Source organism: Gynuella sp., from assembly GCF_050297175.1.
Taxonomy (GTDB): Bacteria; Pseudomonadota; Gammaproteobacteria; order Pseudomonadales; family Natronospirillaceae; genus Gynuella.
The window spans coordinates 36,155-53,711 of record NZ_JBNKSF010000026.1 but is presented as its reverse complement, the minus strand read 5'-3'; the positions used below and the strand labels follow the sequence as shown (position 1 = coordinate 53,711).

At 48.7% G+C, this 17,557-nt stretch carries 17 protein-coding genes; 9 read left to right on the top strand and 8 right to left on the bottom strand.

From position 1 onward, the window contains the following. Positions 1-41: 41 nt before the first annotated feature. From ACQY6I_RS09290 to ACQY6I_RS09265, 6 genes are all read right to left on the bottom strand, one after another. A complete protein-coding gene (locus ACQY6I_RS09290) occupies positions 42-1,274 on the bottom strand; it encodes an ATP-grasp domain-containing protein (RefSeq protein WP_428241205.1) in 1,233 nt (410 codons plus the stop codon). A gap of 14 nt (positions 1,275-1,288) precedes the next feature. Then, a complete protein-coding gene (locus ACQY6I_RS09285) occupies positions 1,289-2,326 on the bottom strand; it encodes a hypothetical protein (RefSeq protein ID WP_428241204.1) in 1,038 nt (345 codons plus the stop codon). Next, the gene (locus ACQY6I_RS09280) at positions 2,326-3,288 is read right to left on the bottom strand and encodes a hypothetical protein (protein WP_428241203.1); all 963 of its coding nucleotides are present in this window, start codon (positions 3,286-3,288) and stop codon (positions 2,326-2,328) included. The genes ACQY6I_RS09285 and ACQY6I_RS09280 overlap by 1 nt, the downstream gene beginning before the upstream one ends. Positions 3,289-3,299: 11 nt before the next feature. Further along, the gene (locus tag ACQY6I_RS09275) at positions 3,300-3,929 is read right to left on the bottom strand and encodes a GNAT family N-acetyltransferase (RefSeq protein ID WP_428241202.1); all 630 of its coding nucleotides are present in this window, start codon (positions 3,927-3,929) and stop codon (positions 3,300-3,302) included. Positions 3,930-4,039: 110 nt separating this feature from the next. After that, positions 4,040-4,996, bottom strand: a complete 957-nt coding sequence (locus tag ACQY6I_RS09270) for a 3-oxoacyl-[acyl-carrier-protein] synthase III C-terminal domain-containing protein (RefSeq protein ID WP_428241201.1) — start codon at positions 4,994-4,996, stop codon at positions 4,040-4,042. 722 nt (positions 4,997-5,718) lie between these two features. Next, positions 5,719-5,919, bottom strand: a complete 201-nt coding sequence (locus ACQY6I_RS09265; RefSeq protein WP_428241200.1) for a hypothetical protein — start codon at positions 5,917-5,919, stop codon at positions 5,719-5,721. Between the two features lie 484 nt (positions 5,920-6,403). Between ACQY6I_RS09265 and ACQY6I_RS09260 the strand changes: the two genes are divergently transcribed. Beyond that, positions 6,404-8,035 (top strand): ATP-binding protein, encoded by a 1,632-nt coding sequence (locus tag ACQY6I_RS09260; protein WP_428241199.1) that lies wholly within the window; start codon positions 6,404-6,406, stop codon positions 8,033-8,035. Positions 8,036-8,039: 4 nt separating this feature from the next. Next, positions 8,040-8,732, top strand: coding sequence for a response regulator (locus ACQY6I_RS09255; protein WP_428241198.1), 693 nt, complete (start codon positions 8,040-8,042; stop codon positions 8,730-8,732). Positions 8,733-8,858: 126 nt separating this feature from the next. On the opposite strand, the gene ACQY6I_RS09250 is transcribed toward ACQY6I_RS09255, so the two are convergent. Further along, on the bottom strand, positions 8,859-9,371 hold the full coding sequence (locus ACQY6I_RS09250) for a gluconokinase (protein WP_428241197.1): 513 nt from the start codon (positions 9,369-9,371) through the stop codon (positions 8,859-8,861). Positions 9,372-9,628: 257 nt separating this feature from the next. Next, positions 9,629-9,832: a hypothetical protein gene (locus ACQY6I_RS09245; RefSeq protein WP_428241196.1), complete on the bottom strand. Its 204-nt coding sequence runs from the start codon at positions 9,830-9,832 to the stop codon at positions 9,629-9,631. A gap of 347 nt (positions 9,833-10,179) precedes the next feature. On the opposite strand from ACQY6I_RS09245, the gene ACQY6I_RS09240 reads away from it, so the two are divergent. The 7 genes from ACQY6I_RS09240 (at position 10,180) to ACQY6I_RS09210 (ending at position 17,551) form a co-directional block, all read left to right on the top strand. Next, positions 10,180-11,163 (top strand): Bug family tripartite tricarboxylate transporter substrate binding protein, encoded by a 984-nt coding sequence (locus ACQY6I_RS09240; protein WP_428241195.1) that lies wholly within the window; start codon positions 10,180-10,182, stop codon positions 11,161-11,163. Then, on the top strand, positions 11,160-11,606 hold the full coding sequence (locus ACQY6I_RS09235) for a tripartite tricarboxylate transporter TctB family protein (protein WP_428241194.1): 447 nt from the start codon (positions 11,160-11,162) through the stop codon (positions 11,604-11,606). Before ACQY6I_RS09240 ends, ACQY6I_RS09235 begins: the two co-directional genes overlap by 4 nt. Before the next feature lie 15 nt (positions 11,607-11,621). Further along, complete coding sequence (locus ACQY6I_RS09230) at positions 11,622-13,136, top strand: tripartite tricarboxylate transporter permease (RefSeq protein WP_428241193.1); 1,515 nt, start codon at positions 11,622-11,624, stop codon at positions 13,134-13,136. A 386-nt stretch (positions 13,137-13,522) separates the two neighbouring features. Beyond that, positions 13,523-14,626, top strand: a complete 1,104-nt coding sequence (locus ACQY6I_RS09225) for a hypothetical protein (RefSeq protein ID WP_428241192.1) — start codon at positions 13,523-13,525, stop codon at positions 14,624-14,626. After that, entirely contained in the window at positions 14,626-15,240 is a 615-nt protein-coding gene (locus ACQY6I_RS09220) for a hypothetical protein (RefSeq protein ID WP_428241191.1), read from the top strand. The genes ACQY6I_RS09225 and ACQY6I_RS09220 overlap by 1 nt, the downstream gene beginning before the upstream one ends. A gap of 62 nt (positions 15,241-15,302) precedes the next feature. Continuing rightward, entirely contained in the window at positions 15,303-17,084 is a 1,782-nt protein-coding gene (locus tag ACQY6I_RS09215; protein ID WP_428241190.1) for an OmpA family protein, read from the top strand. After that, positions 17,084-17,551, top strand: a complete 468-nt coding sequence (locus ACQY6I_RS09210) for a hypothetical protein (RefSeq protein WP_428241189.1) — start codon at positions 17,084-17,086, stop codon at positions 17,549-17,551. The genes ACQY6I_RS09215 and ACQY6I_RS09210 overlap by 1 nt, the downstream gene beginning before the upstream one ends. Positions 17,552-17,557 lie beyond the last annotated feature (6 nt).

The window sequence follows — 17,557 nt, the reverse complement described above, 5'->3', positions numbered from 1 at the left end:
GATTCTCCTGATCATCTATTGTTAGTTTGGTTGGCAATTATTTAAGCCGGAGCGACATCAAAATGACGATTGAATCGCTCGTTCAGTTCCTGGCTGCGCAGGTTAAATTCACCGAGGTTTTCGGATTCAAAGACCAGAAGGCCAACGTAATCCGTGCAATGTGAGGAGGGTGTGATCATGGTGCCTTCGAGCGCCGGTAATTCCTGATAGCGGATCCATTGCTCCGCGAACATGCTCTTATCGGGCGCAGCTTTTACAATGCCAAATTGGCATTGGCGAAAACCGATCAGTGCCATCAGGTTAGCCGCCGGTGTTGCCACAACGACCTGTTCACCAAAACCGGCTTCAATCAACATCATCGCTTCAACATAATTGACCTGGTATTGGGCTTCGATCATGAGTATCAAACCACCACCAGCCTGCCGGGCAGCGATCTCACAAAAAACCACATCTTCTTCGGGCGTTAAAAAACATTCCATGTGAGTGATGCCGTTTTTTATGCCAAGCGTCTGGATCACCTGCTCGGAATAACGATCCATTTTTTCTTTCACGCTGCCGTCCAGCTCAAGCACGCTGATCATCGGTTTGCCAGAGGTGAAATCGATATTGGCTGCGTTGGGGATGTAAGGTGCTACGGCACTGAGTAGGATTTCGCCATCACGCACAATGGCATTAATGTGATAAAGCGTGCCCTCAATAAATTCTTCCGCTTCATAACCGCTCACATCGCGAGTGCGCGTATACCAGTCTGCCAGATCGTCAGAACTATTAATCTCAGTAACCGATTTTGAACCAGAACCATCGACCGGTTTGATGATGATTTTCCGATGTTTTGACAGCAACGTCTCAACCTGCTGACGATCGTCGCAATCAACGTATTCGGGTAAACGCAGATTCGTCGGTTTAAGGCACTGTTTCATGACCACTTTATTGCGAAAACGTTCGGCAATGTTCGGCATCATGCCCCCCAGATTCAACGACTTACGCAGTTCAGCTGCAAATTCCACCGTACGTTCGTCGACCGCCACGACACCACTGAGGCCAACTTGCTCATGCCACTGTGCGGCTGTCCTGGCAACCGCTTCTTTATCGCGGAATCGGATGGATTCAACAATAATGGGAGCCGTTGCCGTTGTCAGACCTTCGTAGTGAATAGCTTTACGCCGCTCACACAGAACAATGACCGGGAAAGGCAGATTTTCAAATACCGATTTACCATGAACATTGATAAATGTTCGTGGAGTTCCCTGAGCTAACACCAATAAATGTTTCATCTTCATTCCTCTTATTATTGTGCGTGTGTCCAGCCGGATTCCGTCTTCCTTGCCATGTCAGAACATCGGACCAGAACGACGCCTGCATGACCTGATGGACTTGCTGTCCAAATCGCTATCCTCTGTGGAGTTTTGGTTTCGACGGCGTATTCAACCGCACGGGACAAGCTGTACAACATCGACGCAGATGACCAATGTGAAGCACTTTCTTCTGGTTGCCTGAGCAACGGAAAACCACTTTTTGCGGCGATGTTTTGTTCGACTAAAGGCACGTAGTGATCGCCGATCAGTTTGATATCGTTACTCAACCCTCCCATCTCTTTGGAGAGTCGATCAAGACAAGCAGTAACCAAGTCCACAATAAATTCAGCTTGTGTTTCAGCCGAGGTCTGCCAGAGATCCCTCCCTGGCGGGCGACATAACAGCTGTACCGCTTCAATGGTGGCAATGGGTTCCAGAACATGATCGGAGTGACCGGCAATACACGCCGCACCGGCATCAGCGTACGTCACCAAATTGGGAAAGTACCGGGCAATCGGTGCAATCCATTTATCACTGGCAGAAATGCAGATCTGCCCTTCATGCTGTACGCTGTCAGCCAGACGAAAAACAGTGGGCAAACCGGCCGTTGCCAGCTGCCCGATGGTGACCGGACTGATAACATCAAAACACTCATAACCCGCTTGTTTCGGTGCAAAGTGTTCATGAACCAACTGCAAGCAACTTGAAGCAGTTATCCGCTGGTCCAGAGTGCATTGGGTATGAAAAAGATGTTTGATGTTTTTTCCGTTCGGGTAGTTTTGCAGACAGTGTTGCACGGCAAATGACGCCAAATCACCGACTCGTGTTTCAGTTTCCGCCGTCGGCGTACGGTATTCGTCACAACGGATAGTGGTGACACCTCGTGGCACATGAGAAGGACGCGATTGATGACCGGCCTTATCCAACATATGGCCGTAACTACGATGTTGTACACTGCCCAGGCTGTTGGTATGCGTTTTAATATCCGGAGTGAAGCAACTTAATGCACTGATCGTAAGCTTGGTTTTCATCACGAACTCCCTCCCTGTTCAGGAGGAAGCAGACTAATGACACCGTGTGAACCAATATTCGATTGGCCACAGGCACTGATCAGTTGCCCTTTTTCCAAACATTCAAAACCGTAATCAACCAGATTAATCGCAAAGTCGGCACAGCAGGCATGCCCTCTTTCACCAATATTTCGGGTGAAAAACAATTCATCGGGCACCTTCAGGGATTTGGCGATAAGGTGCCAGTAATGCCGATCCGCGTTAATAGGTAAAATGGCACCGTAGTCCGATAGTTGAATACCCATTCGGTCCTGATGCTCCAGAAACAGCTGTTTGCTGTGTAACCAGGTATAACGACCCACCAATTCATCGTTGGCTTTGATCTCCGGCCCTTCATGCACGGTAGGAAAATGTTTGAAGTCGATGCGCTTGATTAGATATCGGTAATGTTTATTACTCAGTAACAGCGCAGATGCACCATCACTCTGTATACCGCCATCCTGACGAACACGATATTTGGCTTTTCCAAAAACCCGATCAGCCGTAACGACCAGCGCCTGAGTTTCTTCGGAATGCATTGCCAAAAGTTTGGTTGCCCAGTCGATGGCGCAGATAATGGATGCGCAGGCCAGTTGGCTGGTTGAAAAACAGGCGTCGATATTCATCGAGAACTGACCAATGATATTGGATAGAATCGATTCTGGAGGAGCGGGCATACTGAAAGGCTGAGTATGAGCATGAATCAGATAGCGACAGCTGGAAACGTCGTGACCATGAGCAACCAACTCTTCAATGGCCCTAATGATCAACTCCGAATCTGAATAGTCAGAACCATCGTGGAAATAGCGACAACCATTTTCCAGCAACCGCTCAATGCGCTGTGCATCAACACGGTTTTCCGGCCCCCAATCACAGATATCCAACCTCGGCCCAGGTAAATGATAGGTGGCATCAACGAGCCCTGAATTGATTGTTGCCTGCATGGCTAACTCCCTTATTGTGTTTGGTTCCGGTATGAATTTCGATAAGTATTTTTTTTGCCGGAAACGACATCCGGATACCGTTCGCCAAATTCCTCGAGCGTTATGTCATAACAAATCCGGTTATACCTTTTGCCATCTATCACATGCCTTTTGCGAAGAATGCCGGTTTGGCGCATGCCAACAGCATCGTGCAATTGAATGGAATTCCGATTGCATTCAACCGCCCAGGAACTGATCACTTTCAAATTTAAATCCAGAAACCCATCGGCCAGTATCTGAACAGCCGCCGAGGCTGTCGCGTGGCGATAACTCCCACTTCGGCGCTGACGGTTGAGGTGGTTTCGAGCGGCCCATACTTCTGCATGATTCATGGCGTTATCAACAGAGTTAAGGCAAAAAATGCCCAAAGGTTCACTCTCACCTGGAATCCGAAAAAGCCTGGCATAGTTTCTCTGACTAATCAGAATCATAGATAATTGCAGTTCGCTAATGTCCTGCTTGCCATTGCCATAATCCATCCAACGCGCAACATGTTTACTTAGCAACCAATCAGCCAAAGGACGGCAATTTTCGGTAGTTACCGGATAGGTTTCCACATACGGCATTTGTGTGCCTGGCAGTTTTAAAACATCAGCTTCCACTTACAGCTCCAGAGTCAACTTAAACTGAACTTATTCTTGAGAATACGAAACCCATAGCACGATATTTATCGCACCTAAAAAATTGTCCTATGAATATGTAACTTTAGAATTTATGGGTCTGGTACAGCGAACCTTTGCACACCATAATCAGTTTTATTTTCCACCAGGATGGCACCGTAACAGCCGCCAATACCACAGCTGACAATCAAGTGATAACCTGATTTCTTCAACATACCGGACGTTGCAATATTAATTGCAGTATCCGAACCAAATGCATGGCCTGACTGTGAAAAATTCTCTTTGAATAAAATAGTCTCTGACAGCTTCAACGACATCATGACCTGCTTCCAGACCGCCAGGTTAACATTATGAGGCAATACAGACTGAAGCTGATCGGCCTTAACACCCGATTTTTTCAGTGTTTTCCGGATCAGTGATACCAGCGCCCAAACATAGTGTGGATCATTAATAAACAAGTCGCTGGCATGAATCGATTTTGCAATATGACTATTGGTCATGGTTTCAATGGCAACGACTGTCGCCGGACTTTCAGGCTCAACAACAATCGCTGATGCTGCATCAGAATGAACTCCCGCATCTCCGATTAACCGATATTCTTCATTCAGAATTTTGTCGATACAACAGATAATAGCACCCTCCCAATGCGGATGCGTTTTGAACAAACCGGTTGCGAGTTTCAGGCCATAAAGAGATGAGACACATTGCTGCTGGGTAATGGTAGTTACAAAACAATGGGATAAGGATGTTTTCTGCGCCAGCTCCGAAACGAGTGAATAGGGAACGGGTAATGTATTAATGGGCGAGGTGTGGCACAAAATTAGCGCATTAATCTGTCTGTTTTCAAGAGTACTTCTTTTCAATGCAGATTCGATTGCATTTATGCCTAATTCCAGATTGCTTTCGCTGTCCGCAACATAAAAAGACTGCGCTCCATTTTTATGAAGCGTGTCCAATCCTTGTGCATCAACACTATTGATAAAAGAACTATCTGATAGAAAAAACTTTCGAGCTCCCAGTTCAAAACCGACTTCATTAAGGCCCAGCATTCGATCAATTCCTTTGTACTTCTCAGCAATGAATCTTTAGCTAGATTACAAATCTTCAACGGCAAATTTGACATCATACTTTAGTACCACCACTGAAAAATTACGGTTAAACCCTATTGTTTTGACAAGCGCACGATAACTAAATGTCATATCAATTTATTCTTTGTCTATTCATAACAACCAAAAATATTGATGATTTTCATGTTTCAAAAAAATCAAAAAACGAATTAAGTCAGTTTTTTTATTGCCTTTTTAAAAACCAAAAAAAACAACAAGTCATAATGAAAAAATTCCCATACGTTTCTGACACTTTGAAAAAAATTATCGAATCATTTTCTTGTTATCAATAGCCTGAAACGCATATCCGACACAGTTTTCGAGCACCGAAATATTATGAAAAACTTTCCAAAGTCACTGACACCTATACATAAACCACTTACAAACAGACCATTAATATCTCAATAGCAAAAAACCACTAACAACCTAACAGACAATAAAGAAACCTATAACCAACGGAAATCGATATTATGCATTCAGATATTTTATTTACAGGAGTCTGGCAGATGAGAAAAAAATGAGCATTACGACAACACTTGCAACAGAACTAAAGGGTATTTTCCAAATCACCTTCATGGATCGAAGAGCGATGTTATTCTGATGATAGGCGATGGTATCAGATCACAACACATTGGCATGCCGGAGTCCTAGACCCAAAAACACCGTCACCAGATCAAAAAATCATCAGCATTGGTGCCGCCAACCACCATGGAGATATATTCACTCTGAGTAAATTTCTGACCCATGTGCCCAGAAAACCAATGGCGATGAAGACTGTGGACAGAACCTTGCAGTTGGTTATTTCGTCCGGCATCAATTGGAAGCATTACGCGCGGGTGATTCACCCCCTGGGGCATTTTTGCCATCTCACGCCTGATACACACCTAAGTCTGGCTAAACGCTTCCTATTATCGGCTGAACCTGCTGTGACTCAATGAATCTGCCAACCACCTCGATCTGGATATGCAGCGATAGCATTGCAGTCATTCCAGGGCACTGCGGTCGTGATGTCCCATGGCTATTATCTGTTGCGCAATACCATGGATCAGTTCTGGGTGGTCGCCAATGGCCGCATCACCCATTTCGATAATGAGCTAGAAAACGATTATCCCTGTCAGTCTGGCAGCTCCCAAAATGGGACAACAATACAGACCCGGACAGCAGATAAATCCGCCGCCGACATTCAAAACCACAAGTGTCCGCAAACAAAGATCCCCCCGGTAGTCGGGCCCTCGTCAGCAGACACTTTGCACATCATACTTAAGCATATATATTGGCCCGACAATTTCCGCCTATACAAGTAGAACAATCAATGGCGTACAGAATTACTCAGCAGGAGACCATTCACTGATGTTCATGGTTGTCAGTCAACGTTTTAAGCAACTTAAGCTGCAAAGCCAGATGATTATCATGCTCGGTGCCACAGCGTTTCTGCAAACCGGACTGATTGGCGGTTTTACCGTTTTATATCTGAGTTCCGCCCTAGAAGAACAAATGGGGCAGCGGGCTCTGTACATCGCCAAAACCGTTGCCGCCATGCCGGAAATCATTCGTGCCGTTGAACAGCAGGATTCCGCAACCCTGGTGCCTGTGGCACAGCGGGTTGCTGATGAAACTCAAGCCTGGTTTGTCGTAATCGGCAACAAAAACGGTATTCGCCTCGCCCACCCGACACCAGACAGGGTGGGTAAATCCATGCTGGATGACGATCAGGACGATAATGCCCAGGCTCTCAGTTTTGGTCACGACATGATCGTACGGGCTGATGGCAGTCTTGGTGCTACCATGCGCGGCAAAACCCCGATCTACGATAGCCACGGTGAAAATATCATTGGTATCGTCTCTGTCGGTCTGCTGCTGAATACTGTTTTTGATACTGTTGCGGCTTACCGTAACACTATTTTGGCCGTGATTATTCTGAGCCTGCTGCTCAGTGTAACCATTGCCATTGTGTTCGCACGGCATTTTAAACAAGCGATTCTGGGACTGGAGCCAGTGGAAATTGCACACCTCTATAAAGAGCGTGATGCCACCTTGGAATCGATTCGCGAAGGCATTATCGCCATTGACATCAACGGCAAAATTACCACTTTTAATCGAGCGGCCATGAGCACCCTACAGCTCGACCCTGATAGCAAGTTATTAGGGCAGCCCATCGGAGCAGTGCTGTCGGGTAGTTACATGCTGGAAGTATTGAAAACCGGTATTCCTCAATATGACCAGGAAGTTCGAACGGGTCCGCTGACACTCGTCGTCAACCGTCTGCCCTTGTTATCTGCAGAAGGCAAAGTATTCGGTGTGGTCTCAAGCTTCCGACGCAAAGACGAACTCGATTTTGTCAGTGCCCAGCTGACCCGGATACAGCAATACGCCGAAACCCTGCGCAGTCAGGCACATGAGTACTCCAACAAACTGCATACCATTGCCGGACTGATAGAAATCGGTGCCATAGAAGATGCCCTGAAACTGATTGGTCAGGAAACGCACGATCACCAGCAGCTCATTCAGATGTTGTTGGAAAATGTCCCCGACCCTGTCATCGCCGGCTGCATTCTGGGAAAATACAATCGGGCCAGAGAGCTTGGCTTGGTCATGGAAATCGACGAAAACAGTCGCATGGTCGATGTCCCCGCCGCAATTCCCAGGGAAAAAATCGTCAGTATTCTTGGCAATATTATCGATAATGCGCTTGAAGCCACTCTGCGTACACGCGGCAATGGCGGTAAAATCGCCTTATCGATGACCGATCTTGGCCATGATCTGGTATTTGAAGTTGAAGATCAGGGGCCAGGACTGTCTGACCACCAAAAGCAGGCTATCTTTGAAAAGGGAACATCCAGCAAGATAGAGATCGGCCACGGTTACGGACTCCATCTGGTCAGGCAGTTTGTAATGCAACTGCATGGCACGATCAGTATCGAGAATGCAGAAATAGGTGGCAGCCGGTTCTGCATATATATTCCGAAGCATATCCAGGTGTAAATGCATGAGTTTGATTCGAACACTGGTCGTGGAAGACGACCCGCAGATTGCGGAAATACAACGACGATTTGTGAACAAAGTCGAAGGCTTCGACCTGATCGGTATCGCTCACAGTCTGGAAGATGCCAAAGACCTGATCGATGTTATGAAACCGGATCTGCTGATGCTGGATATCTATTTTCCCTCAGGCTCCGGACTCGATTTACTGAAACAGTTACGTAAGGACAGCCTGGCAACGGACGTTATTCTGATTACTGCAGCCAAAGACATCGATACCCTTAAATCAGCCCTGCATGGCGGCGTTTTTGACTATATCCTGAAACCTCTGGTATTCGAGCGTCTTAAAGAAGCATTGCAGCGATATGCCCGGCACCATCAACAAATACATCAAATTGGTTCAATTGATCAGAACGAACTGGATAATCTGCTCAATCGTGGATTAAGTGGTCATGATCAACCAGCCCGTTTACCCGATACCCTGCCTAAAGGCATCGACTCTCTGACACTGGAAAAAGTACGTGATGTCTTCAAAAACCAGCAGGACCTGAACGCTGAAGACGTAGGTCAGTTAATCGGAGCCAGCCGAACCACGGCACGCCGTTACCTTGAACACTTGGTCAGCAGCGATGAATTGATCGCAGACATTAACTATGGCACGGTCGGTCGGCCAGAGCGACGATATCGCAGCAAACGGTAATCTCAAAAACGTCGACCATTCCAACCCTCATGTCGGCATAATGAATACATGGATGTCCATGCACTGAAGCCCTGTTCCATAAATCGATTTGGAATGATCTCTGAAAACCAGCACAGAATGGAAAAGTTAACAGGGCTGTAGATTGAGAGCCGTCAGACATTCGGCAAGCACTTGTTCAAATGACTGATTGATATTGATCACCAGAGCTTCTTTCTCAGTCGGCGGTTCAAGTACCTCAAACTGATTTTGCAGCATTGCTTCACCTTTGAAATAGTGAGACTGCCGCTGCTTGATGCGCGCCAAAATGGTCGCAAAATCGCCCTGAAGATAAATGAACACTATGTCAGGATTATCGCGTTTCAGGCGCTGGCGATAAGCTGCCTTCAAGGCCGAACATGCCAGTACCCCTCCTTGCGAACGCTGCAGCAAGTTGGCCAGATCAGCCAACCACTCAATCCTGTCCTGATCAGTCAGGGGAATACCCTGGGACATTTTTTCAACATTGGCTTTGCTGTGAAAGTCATCAGCGTCATGGAAGGGAACCCGCAAAACCTCGGCCAGCGCCTGACCGACTTTTGTTTTGCCCGCGCCGGAGACGCCCATGACTACAATCTTACCGTTAGTTATTAATCTGCCCATACCACGCCCTTGTTTTCATGCGATACAACTTCAATATCTACCACTCTCATCATCAGTGACCGGTATTATACCCGGGAACAGAACCACAAGTGTCATTTGCGAGCCTGCCCTCTACTGTTTGGTAACCCCATTATCTCGGGGCTCATCTGTGAATAATTCAGACAATAAAGCGTCCCGCTGGTTACGTTGATAAATATTGTGCACTGCCACTGAAATCATCTTTTGACTGAATAATACTGTGGTAGTGCTCTCATCATTTAGTCCCGCACATTCATTAACCCACTAACCCCTGCTCGATCACAGCATGCAAACCCTGCCAGTGCACGAGCCCCCACTTTCTCTGCCCTTAGTCGCGCGCTGCCAAGACCAACACTCACAACATAGAGTTTGCCAGTCACAAAAAACCAGCAGACCTTACCGTTCAGCAGTCTGGCGGCACGTTCAACGGTGCTATTTGTCACGGCCGGGCGATTATCCGCTCGGTGATATTGCCAGACATGTTAATCAAATCATCAACCCGGCAGGATACCACGGCTGACAGCAGCCAATATCTGCGTCATCCCTCCCTCGTGATCGGCATACCTCTATACCTCTTTCGATAGTCGGACCCAACGCGGGCATAGAGAGAATTCACAACAGACCGATAGTGCCATGAACTTTATGAACTAAACTTTTTTAATGTTTTTAAAAACCAATACGTGCTCAATATTCACTCTACCTGAACGCAATCTTAACCTTCATCGGTTCCGGTGGATGCGAAACAGCACATTAACCGGCCACACAACAATAAAAAAATGGAGTATGAACGATGTTTAAAAATACCCTGAAACTATTAACTACCACAGCTCTGGCACTTAGCGCCACTATGACTCTGGCATTTGAGCCCTCCGGCAAAATTGAATGTATTGCCCCTGCAGATCCAGGTGGCGGTTGGGATTTCACCTGTCGTAGTGTGGCCACTGTGATGGAAGAACTGGACATGATCAAAGGTGCCATGCAAACCACTAACATGGCGGGTGCCGGTGGTGGTGTCGCCTTTGCCCATGTTGTCAGTAAGCGGAAAAATGACAACAACCTGATCGTTGCCGCCTCCACTGCCACCACCACGCGTCTGGCTCAACGTCAATTTCCAGGTATGAATGCCGGTATGGTCAAGTGGGTGGGAGCCCTGGGTGCAGACTATGGTGTCATTGGTGTTAGCAAAGACTCCAAATATCAGAACCTCAATCAACTGATGGACGCGCTTAAAGCCGATCCACGGTCAGCAAAATTTGCCGGCGGCAGCGCCAATGGTGGCTGGGATCACCTGAAAGTTCTGATTGCAGCCCAAGCGGCCGGGGTAAAAAATCTGCCCAAGATCGCCTATCTGTCGTACAACAATGGTGGCGAAGCCATGACTCAAGTGATTGGTGGTCATGTCGATGCATTCACCGGTGATATTTCTGAAGCCATTGGCTTTATTGATTCCGGCGACATGCGGATACTGGCCGTATTATCAGACGAAAGACTACCCGGTAAGTTTGCCAACATCCCAACCGCCAAAGAGCAGGGCATCGATGCCATAGGTCCAAACTGGCGCGGTTTCTACATGCCGGCTGGCGCCTCTAAGGAAGCTCAACAATTCTGGGTCGACACTATCGACAAACTCTACGCCACCCCGGAATGGAAAGAGGTCATGGTCAAAAACGGCCTGATCCCGTTCCATCCTTCCAAAGATGAGTTCGAAAGCTTTGTCATCAACCAGGTCAAAAGCATCGAACAACTGTCAAAAGATATTGGTTTACTCAGATGAGTTTTATTAATGACCGGGTATTTGGGTTATTAATGTTTATCCTGGCCGTCGCGTACGGCTGGGGTGCACTGCAGTTTCCTGAACCCTTCGGCGGCGCTGAAGCCGTCGGACCGAAAACCTTCCCACTGATCCTCAGCGTTATTCTTGCGATTACCAGCGCGTATCTGGTGGTCAAACCGGATCCGGATCTCAGCTGGCCGCTGAATCGCAGTGGTATCGACATTCTGATCGCGATTGCCATCCTGATCATTTACACCGTGCTGCTGGAACCGCTGGGATTCATCATCGCCACAACCATAATGGTTACCAGCCTCAGCCGCTTACTGAAAGCTCCGATAAAAAATGCTTTCCTAACCGGCCTGATTGGCTCCGTGGTGATTTTTGTCTTATTTAATTATGGCCTGGAACTGACCCTGCCACATGGTCTGTTGGAATTAAGGTAAGGAGTCACGCAGTCGATGGACACTTTGAATTACTTAATAGACGGATTTGGGGTGGCACTCACACCCATGAATCTGAGCCTGGCGCTGATGGGTGCCTTTATGGGGACGCTGATTGGCGCATTGCCCGGTCTCGGTCCGGCTAACGGCGTTGCCATTCTGATTCCACTGGCGTTTTCTCTTGGTATGCCGGCAGACAGTGCATTAATCCTGCTAACATCGGTGTATGCCGGTGCTATGTACGGAGGCCGGATTTCTTCCATTCTATTGAATATCCCGGGTGATGAACCGGCCATGATGACCTGTCTCGACGGCTACCCCATGGCCACCAAGGGGCGTGCCTCAGATGCCCTGGCGATCTCAGCCATCGCCTCATTTATGGGCGGTCTGATCGGTACCATCGGCTTAATTTTGCTGGCACCGATTCTGGCAAAGTTTGCACTGACATTTGGTCCGGCAGAATATTTCGCATTGTTTGTTCTGGCATTCGCAACCCTTGGCGGCATTACCGGCAAAAATCCGATCAAAACCATATTGGCTGCTACCCTGGGCATCATGATCTCCACCGTGGGCATCGACATTTCCACCGGAACCCAGCGCTATACGTTTGGGGTATTGGAACTGTATGAAGGCATCGACTTCATCCTTGCCATCGTCGGCCTGTTTGCCATTTCCGAACTGCTGATCTTTTTGGAAGAACACGCAGTTTCGGGTCGCAAAATGGTCAAGGTCGGCAAACTGAGCCTGACTCTGAAAGAGCTGATCTGGATTCTGCCCACCACTCTGCGTGGCAGCGTACTTGGATTCATTTCCGGTGTCCTGCCCGGTGCCGGAGCCTCCCTAGGCAGCTTTATCAGCTATACCCTGGAAAAACAGATTACCGGCAAAAAAGGTGATTTTGGTAATGGTGACAGCCGCGGTGTTGCGGCTCCGGAAGCCGGCAACAATGCAGCGTCCTCCGGTGCTCTGGTTCCTATGCTAACGCTTGGGGTTCCCGGCAGTGGCACCACCGCTGTGTTATTGGCCATGCTGATTTCCATGAATATCACCCCCGGTCCGCTTATGTTCACTCAGAATGCAGATGTCGTCTGGGGGGTTATCGCTGCACTGCTGATCGGTAACTTCATCCTGCTGCTGCTGAATATTCCACTGGTCGGGGTATTCGTGCGGCTGTTGTCAGTACCACAAATGTATCTGATGCCGAGCGTCATGATGGTCGCCTTTGTGGGTATATATTCCATCAGCCACAGCACCTTCGACCTCTACTTCATGATCCTGTTTGGAATCGCCGGCTATATTTTCCGTAAGATTGAGATTCCTTTGGTACCGATCATTCTGGGCATGTTGCTGGGGCCGGAAATGGAAAAAAATCTCGGCCACGCCATGATTCTTTCCGATGGTCACTGGTCAATTCTCTGGCAAAGTACGTTATGCAAAATCCTCTGGATCATCGCCATGCTTGGTCTGCTGCTGCCATATCTGGTAGGACCGATTTTCCGCAAACGAATCAGAGCCGCGGTGACTGAAAACTAAGGGGCCTCTGAAAAATAGGAATAGTGTTGATGCAGGCGAGGAAGCACCACTCACAACACCGTAATTTACGGGTGTCAATGAGGATGTGAGACGGGAGCTGACAACGTCCTGCGCGAAAATAGGCCATTTTTCAGAAGTTCCCTAATTTCTTTTCAGGGCGGTCACATGATCGCCCTTTTTCTAACTTCAAAAAATCATGATAACCATTTTCGTCCGCGCTCAATAAAGGCGCTGAAGCGCGCATCAATCCCGCAAAAATGACTCCTTCTATAGTAGGACTTGTGAATTTTCATATTAAGGTCCAGTCTTATCTGAAACAAAAATAAAAATCATGCTTACCATTTCGGTAACATCCGTTCAGTGTCCGTATCAAGGGCAGGTAACTCATGCATCAAGGACAAGAAAGCACTGAAAAATATCGGATTGTTGTTGAATCCATCGGTCACGCTTCTCCCGCCAGCGCTGCTGCTGTGGCAAAAGGGTTAGGTATCAGTGCGGCAGATGTAATCCGTTGCCTTTATCGTGCTCCAGCCGTCCTGGTTGATGCCATTGAACACCACATCGCCTTACAGCTGGTAAACCTACTCAGCAGTATTGGTTATCAAGTTAAAATGGAACAACAATCCAGTCCTTTGCCGGCCTGTACCAAACTGTTTGAGATGGCGGTCTATCTGACCGATGCGAACCAGTTTGTTAGCGCCAGTCAGAAGCTTGCCGAATTTATTGGCACCTCCGAGCAGGAAGCTGGAAAATTATTGCTAACACCCCCCGGTACCGTTTTGGGAAGTGTCAGCCAGGCCACCGTATCTGCCTTCAAAACACATATGGCAGGAACCGTAGACGTTATTGATCAACCACAGCAACAAGGCCTGTTCAGTCTTTTTTTAGGTGACTGCCCGGCGGTGGTCAGGCAGCGTTTACACCACGACCTGCAGACCCAAGGTGTGCAAACGATCAATCAACATGGCCTGATTGCAACAGATATTCCCCATGACCAACTGCTGGAAATATGGCAGCGACATCGCGCCAATGCTCAGTTGCGCATCGTCAATCAGGCTTTTCTCCGTTATGACCTGACCTTGACCGACCCTCGCGATCAACGTTCCGGTTTAGCGTTGAACCAGACACAAAAGCAACTGATTACCAGACTGACCGATATCCCGGATGATTTTCTGGATACAGTGCTCTCTGCCACTCCGGTTGCGCTGTTGGAAAGTATTCCGCATGCGGACATGATTGATTGTTTGCAACAGTTTAATCAGGCCGATATTGCCATTCAGGCCGACCTGATCACCTTCCAGATGCTGCAACTGAACATCATCAAAGCACCTATGCTGAAAAAAGCGAATGAGCTGCTAACCAGCTTCGACATTCCCCCCGTGAGTGCTCCTCTGCCACAGCGTATTGCCACTCCATTGCCGGAAATTCAGGCCAGAGTGATTCAAAACGCCATGGACCAGCTGGGCATCGTTAGCGAGTTAATCCGATAATGCACACTCAAACCGCATCTTCCGTTGACAGTGACGTTCATGTCCTACATCTCTCCATCGCAGAACATGGCAAATTATTAGCACTCAAACACCAACATAAAGAAGCATTACGACATTACCAGGAAGCCATTCGTATGGCGGTTTCGATTCGTGCTCCAGAAATATTTTTTCGTCACTACACCCAGTGTGTACTCGAAAGTCTGGAAAAAACCGAGTCATATCAGGAAGTCATTGAATTCTGTCGCAATGCCGACCAGCACTATCAAGGTATCAGCGCCAAAATCCCGCTGCATCGAAAAGATCACGCATCCGTGCTCGAACGTCAGGCAGTCAATGAACTGAAAGCCGGGGATAAAACATCCGCCCGCACCAGTCTGCTTAAGGCTCTGGAAATCAGTGGTAAAGGCGTCCTGCCCCTCAGCGAAGAACTGTTGTCATGGTTACAGCGGAACCTGACAGTCACGGTTTCACGATTACAGGCGCTGCAGGAAAAACATCATTATTTTGTGGTCAGACGCGATCAGGTCAACCCACAAAAAGCCCGCTCACTGGACTCTCTCAAACTGCCAAAAACAGCTCCCAGTGACGGCTTGAGACTGAATGCCGGACGTTAGCAGACTCACCTGAATTCCAGGCCTGCCAACATACATTTCAAGAACATATCACGGAGGCTCTCATGGCGGAATACGATGGTTTATCCCCTGGACAGGTACTGGCCGACGCCAGCGTAGCGGAATTCATTAAAAGCCTGGGACTTGGCATCGCCGAGGCACAAAAAGCACTGGACGAAAACTCGGTTCAGCAAATCGCGGAATTCATTGAACCCCGTGAAGGACTCGGTGGCAAAACGCTGCTGGATCTGGGCCTGTCACCGGCGTTTTATCATTACCAGCACGCAGATATCAGCTGCTCCCTGCAACTGTCACTGAAAGTAAAGAAAGACTTCAGCCTGGGCCTCAATATCAATGGCTCCATCAATGACAACAGCTCAAACTCCAGCAACAGCAGCGAGAGCCAAAGCAGCAGTGAGAGCGGTTCCTCCACCCGGACATCTACGCGCACTGCCAATGTCGCCATCACTTCATCATCCAGTGGCGCACTGGTGGTCGGTGGGGAGAATTTTCAACTGAGCGGCTCCTCACCGGCAGAGCGCATCCGTAACCTGCAAAATGCACTGACCACAAACAACGCCACCGGTATCGACCGGGTACTGTATCAACTGGAAGGCTCAGAATTGACGATCAGCACCGACGCCAACACCAGTGAAGTCAAAACCACACCACACACCATTACTTTTCTCGGTGGCGGTTTCGATGCCGGTATCATTCGTGTCGGCCAGACCACGGCCATCGATTATCAGCTGGATGACGATCCGGCTCCCGTGACGGCAAGCACCACAGCGCAAGGCGACCTTGCCACCCAGGCCACCCACGTACGCGATCAGGTACAGGCTGTCGGTTATGACGCCATATCAGTCGCTCCGGATGCTCCGGTGCACACCAGTCATTTTGAAACCGGGCGCCATGAGGTGCCGGCGTCCGAGTACCCGGCTCTGCGCAACCTGGCGCAATCCATGGCCAGCATGGGATTCGCTGTAACCATCGAGGGTTTTGCCGATACTCAAATGTACGACGCCAGCGACCGCAGCCGTTCCGACACCCTCAATGTACAACTAGGTAATAATCGCGCTAACGAAGTTAAATCGATTCTCATCGCCAACGGAGCCCCGGCCGCAAACATCACCGTGACCCCTTCCAGTGGCGTACAGACTGCGCGTAATGCCGGCGATAGCGACGGCACCGACAATCCCAATTTCCGCAAAGCTGAAGTCAAAACCGTTGGCCGTAGTGAGTACTGGGTCTTTGTGAAAGCGCGTTCTGGCGGGCCCAATCTGGAAAGTGTCAGTCCGGATAAAATTGGTGAAGGGGGTTCCGAGAATGGTTTTATCTATCTGTTCAAACCCACACCGCTGAATCTGGCCGGCAAAAAAGTCACCATCGATGGCACTGATTTTCCTTTCCGTGGCGCTGCTGTGGCCGGTCACGCTGAAAATGCTCCCGAAGCCTACGCGAAAAATCTGGCCGACGATATTAACGCCAATGCTGCTGCCCACCTGCAGGGATCGGCAACCGCCAACGTGACAACCGTCAGCCGTGACGGCGATCCATATCAGTTAACGCTGGTGACACAATCCAGCCGCAATATCGCCTTGTCCAGCACCGAGGGCATTACGGTTTCGGAACAGTTCTCCCGTTCCAGTTCTTCAAGCATGACACAGCAGAACAGCGGTAACCGGGCGGTCGCCTTTGGTGCCTCCCTTGATGTGCGCTATTCACGTCAGTTTGAAATGAATGTAACCGGCAACTCCTCCATTTCCGCCCGTCTGGTGTCCATTCCCGCACCGCCGGAATTTCTTGAAACCATCAAAAATTTCTTAAATGACGGGAGTGATAATTAATGCCTGAAACCATCGCAGTGACACGGGCACTGGTCACGGCACCGCTGCCGCAGATTATCGAAAAACTGGGGCTGGCCATCGCCCAGGCCCAGTTTGCCCTGGATACCAACTCGGTGGAGCTGGCAAAAATCATGGCAGAAACCGAGGTCGATATCGGTGACGAAACCCATAACCTGCTAAGTCTTGGATTTCTGCCCAGTTTCTATTCGTTTTCCGAAGCAACCGTTGAAGCCAAACTGAGCTTCACCATGACCGAATCAACCGAAACATCTGTTTCCGTGGGAGCCAGTGTCGGGGTCAGTTATGGCGTGTTTATGGCCGCAGCTTCCGTGGATGTAAGCTACGCACGAAAATTTTCAGTCTCTACAGAAGGTGCCAGCTCTATCGCCGCACGACTGGTGTCACTGCCAGCACCTGACATATTTACCCAGATATTAAAACGCAATTTCGAACAGTCTATCGAATAACTGTAA